Source organism: Mycobacterium sp. TH-M82, from assembly GCF_057473605.1.
Genome location: NZ_JBYCKY010000744.1, coordinates 1 through 3,816, shown reverse-complemented (window position 1 = coordinate 3,816; position 3,816 = coordinate 1). Strand labels below are relative to the sequence as shown.

At 67.4% G+C, this 3,816-nt stretch carries 3 protein-coding genes and 2 pseudogenes; 3 read left to right on the top strand and 2 right to left on the bottom strand.

What is annotated here, in order from left to right; translation table 11 throughout:
* Both AC2VON_RS22235 and trpD read right to left on the bottom strand, forming a co-directional pair.
* Window positions 1-211: pseudogene (locus tag AC2VON_RS22235) on the bottom strand (hypothetical protein); the annotation flags it as partial.
* A 272-nt stretch (window positions 212-483) separates the two neighbouring features.
* Entirely contained in the window at window positions 484-1,515 is a 1,032-nt protein-coding gene (gene trpD / locus AC2VON_RS22230; RefSeq protein ID WP_486954804.1) for an anthranilate phosphoribosyltransferase, read from the bottom strand.
* Between the two features lie 163 nt (window positions 1,516-1,678).
* On the opposite strand from trpD, the gene ctaE reads away from it, so the two are divergent.
* The 3 genes and pseudogenes from ctaE to AC2VON_RS22215 form a co-directional block, all read left to right on the top strand.
* The gene (gene ctaE / locus AC2VON_RS22225; RefSeq protein WP_486954802.1) at window positions 1,679-2,290 is read left to right on the top strand and encodes an aa3-type cytochrome oxidase subunit III; all 612 of its coding nucleotides are present in this window, start codon (window positions 1,679-1,681) and stop codon (window positions 2,288-2,290) included.
* A 38-nt stretch (window positions 2,291-2,328) separates the two neighbouring features.
* The gene (qcrC, locus tag AC2VON_RS22220) at window positions 2,329-3,168 is read left to right on the top strand and encodes a cytochrome bc1 complex diheme cytochrome c subunit (RefSeq protein WP_486954803.1); all 840 of its coding nucleotides are present in this window, start codon (window positions 2,329-2,331) and stop codon (window positions 3,166-3,168) included.
* Window positions 3,165-3,816 (top strand): annotated as a pseudogene (locus AC2VON_RS22215) (cytochrome bc1 complex Rieske iron-sulfur subunit); the annotation flags it as partial. The gene qcrC and the pseudogene AC2VON_RS22215, both read left to right, overlap by 4 nt.

Sequence of the window (3,816 nt, the reverse complement as noted above, 5' to 3'; positions counted from 1 at the left end):
CGCTGTGCATCGCCTCGGTGGTCTGTTCGGCCTGGCGGGACAGCTCGTTGAGCTTTGCCAGCGCGTCATCGGCCGGGTCGGCCCGCACACTGCCGACGAGGACGCCGGCGAGGACTGTAACGCCGGCCGTGATGCCAGCCACCGCACCGACGGCGGATCGTTTCATGACGTGCCCGGTCCCGTGCGTAGGGTGAGAACCCAAGATTTGCATCCTTAAACTGCCAGTGGCATACCGTCTCATGCCCCGTCAATCCAACGTCAATCCAACATCAATTCAACTTAGGTCTCGGATAGGTTACGAAACGGCAACGGTCCTTGTCCATCGGGAGACGTAAAATTTAACAATTCAGGCGTCGGCGCGCCCGGATAGACACGCCGCGGATCAACCTACCCCGGATCCACGGGGACGGCGGATCGAGGCCAGTCGGCCTGTGGGCCGAGTGGGCTGCCGCGCGCTCCGCCCGGCTGACCACTCAGCAGGCCTCAGAGCCGCTGGCCGAACCGCACCCATCGCGCGAGCAGCGCCTCGGCCGCGCCGGAGTCGATCGCCGCAACGGCACGAGCCAGCCCGTCATCCCAGGCCGGCAACCATTCGGCGGTGCTGGATAATCCGGCGTGAGCGACCATCGCACCGGCGGCGTTGAGGACGACCGCGTCGCGGACCGGGCCGGCGGTGCCGGCCAGCACCGACCGCGTCTCCTCGGCGTTGGTGCGGGCGTCACCGCCGAGCAGCTGGTCCAGCTCGGCGCGGGGGAACCCGAATCCGGCCGGGTCAAAGGTCAGCCGGTCCACGGTGCCGGCCTGCACCCGCCAGACGGTGCTGGTGGTGGTGGTGGTCAACTCGTCGAGCCCGTCGTCGCCGTGCACTACCAGCACACTGGAGCGGCGTGCAGCGAACACCCCGGCCATCACCTCGGCAAAATCACCGAACGCGCAACCAATCAGCCCTGCCCGGGGTCTGGCCGGATTGGTCAGCGGCCCGAGCAGATTGAACACCGTCGGCACCCCGACCTCGCGCCGCGCCGCCGACGCGTTCCGGTACGAGGGATGGAACGCAGGCGCAAAGCAGAATCCTATCCCCACCTCGGCAACGCTGCGGGCGACCTCGTCGGGACCCAGATCGATGCGCACCCCCAGTGCCTCCAACGTGTCGGCGCCGCCGGACAGCGAACTCGCCGCCCGGTTGCCGTGTTTGACCACGGGTATGCCGGCAGCCGCCACCACGATGGCCGCCATGGTGGACAGATTCACCGTGTTGGTGCCGTCACCGCCGGTGCCGACCACATCGACGGCGCCCGTGCCGACCTCCGGGATGTCCTCGATCGGCACCGGGTGGGCGTGGCTGAGCATGACATCGGCCAGCTCGCTGACCTCTGCCGCGGTCGGGCCCTTCATTGTCATCGCCACGCCGAAAGCCGCGATCTGGGCCGGTGTCGCGGCGCCGGCCATGATCTGCTCCATCACCCAGCTCGCCTGCCCGCGGGCTAGATCCTGGCCGCCCGTCAATGGCCGCAGAACCCGCGTCCACCGCTCGCCGCGCGCAGCCCGCGGCGCCTCTGGATCTGGCTCGACCACGCGGCGATCGTCGCACGCCGGCCTCGCACAAGCCAGGCGAAGTTCGCACCGATTCTGCGACCCGGATGGAATCCGACAACTACGTCACGTCATACTTGCGGTTGTGACGAGCGCTGTGGGGTCCTCCGGTACCGCCATCACGTCGCGCGTGCATTCGTTGAACCGGCCGAACATGGTCAGTGTCGGCACCATCGTCTGGCTCTCCAGCGAACTGATGTTCTTTGCGGGGCTGTTCGCGATGTATTTCACCGCACGCGCTCAGGCTGGCGGCGACTGGCCGCCGCCGCCGACGCAGCTGAATCTTTTCCAGGCTGTGCCGGTGACGCTGGTGCTGATCGCCTCGTCATTCACCTGCCAGATGGGGGTGTTCGCCGCCGAGAAAGGTGACGTGTTCGGGCTGCGCCGCTGGTACGTGGCCACCTTCTTCATGGGCCTGTTCTTCGTGCTCGGCCAGGCCTATGAGTACTATCACCTGACGAGTCACGGCACCACCATCCCGTCCAGCGCCTATGGCAGCGTGTTCTACCTGTGCACCGGTTTCCACGGCCTGCACGTCATCGGCGGCCTGATCGCCTTCGTCTTCCTCCTGGTCCGCACCACGTTGAGCAAGTTCACGCCGGCGCAGGCCACCGCATCTATCGTCGTCTCCTATTACTGGCATTTCGTCGACATCGTGTGGATCGCGCTGTTCGCCACGATCTACTTCATCCGGTGAGCAGGCCCCCGACGGACAGGAGTGTTCGGTTGAAAACACTGAGGAAGTTGTGGCCAGCCCGACCTGGGCGCAACTTCGGCACTGCCCGGAGGCGGCTTCGGCGCCGGCTGTCCGGGGGGTTGCTGCTGGTGGCCGCGCTGGCCACGGCCGGCGGGCTGGCCGCGCTGCTGACACCGTCCCCGCAGCTCGCGGTGGCCGACGAGGCCAACTCGGCGCTGCTGCGCACCGGTAAACAGCTATTCGACACGTCGTGCATAACGTGCCACGGCGCCAACCTGCAGGGCGTGCCCGACCGCGGGCCGAGCTTGATCGGCGTGGGCGAGGCCGCGGTCTACTTCCAGGTGTCGACCGGACGGATGCCCGCAGCGCGCGGTGAGGCCCAGGCACCCCGTAAGGACCCGATGTTCGACGCCGCGCAGATCGATGCACTCGGCGCCTACGTGCAGGCCAACGGCGGCGGCCCTACCGTAGCCCGCGACTCGAACGGCAGCATCGCGACCACGTCGCTGCGCGGTCACAACCTCGGTCGAGGCGGCGACCTGTTCCGCCTCAACTGCGCTTCCTGCCACAACTTCACCGGCAAGGGCGGGGCGCTGTCGTCGGGCAAGTACGCCCCCGACCTGGCACCCGCCAACGAACCGCAGATCCTGGCCGCGATGCTGTCCGGGCCGCAGAACATGCCGCGGTTCTCCGACCGCCAGCTCTCCTTTGAGGAGAAAAAGGACATCATCGCCTACGTCAAAACCGTTAGCGAGGAATCCAATCCGGGCGGCTACGGGCTGGGCGGATTCGGGCCCGCGCCCGAGGGCATGGCGATGTGGATCGTCGGAATGGTGGCCGCCATCGGCGGGGCGCTGTGGGTCGGGGCACGGTCATGACCGACATCAACAAGGAGGGGACCGAGCAACCCGACGGGGCGGCGCTGGCTGGCATGTCACGCGAGGAACTGGTTGCCCTGGGCGGCCGGCTGGACGGCGTGGAGACGGTCTACCGGCAACCACGCTGGCCGGTCGAGAGTACCCACGCCGAAAAACGCGCCGAACGTCATGTGGCACTGTGGTTTTTGGCCGGCGGAGGTTTCGGGCTGGCGCTGCTGCTGATCTTCTTGTTCTGGCCCTGGCGGTACAAACCGGCGGCCAGCGCGGGCAGCAGCATGTACGCGCTGTCCACCCCGCTGTACGGGCTCACCTTCGGTTTGTCGGTGCTGGCGATCGGCATCGGCGCCGTGATGTTCGTCAAAAGGTTTATCCCGGAAGAGATCTCGATCCAGGAGCGCCACGACGGCCGGTCCACCGAGTTGGCCCGTAAGACGGTGGCGGCGAATCTGACCGACGCCCTGGAAGGTTCGACGATCAAGCGGCGCAAGCTGGTCGGGCTGTCGCTGGGCATCGGGTTCGGCGCCTTCGGGCTGGGCACCCTGGTCACGGCGGTCGGCGGGATCGTCAAGAACCCGTGGAAGCCGGTGGTCGAGACCGCCGAGGGCAAGAAGGCCGTGCTGTGGACTTCGGGATGGACGCCGCGCTATG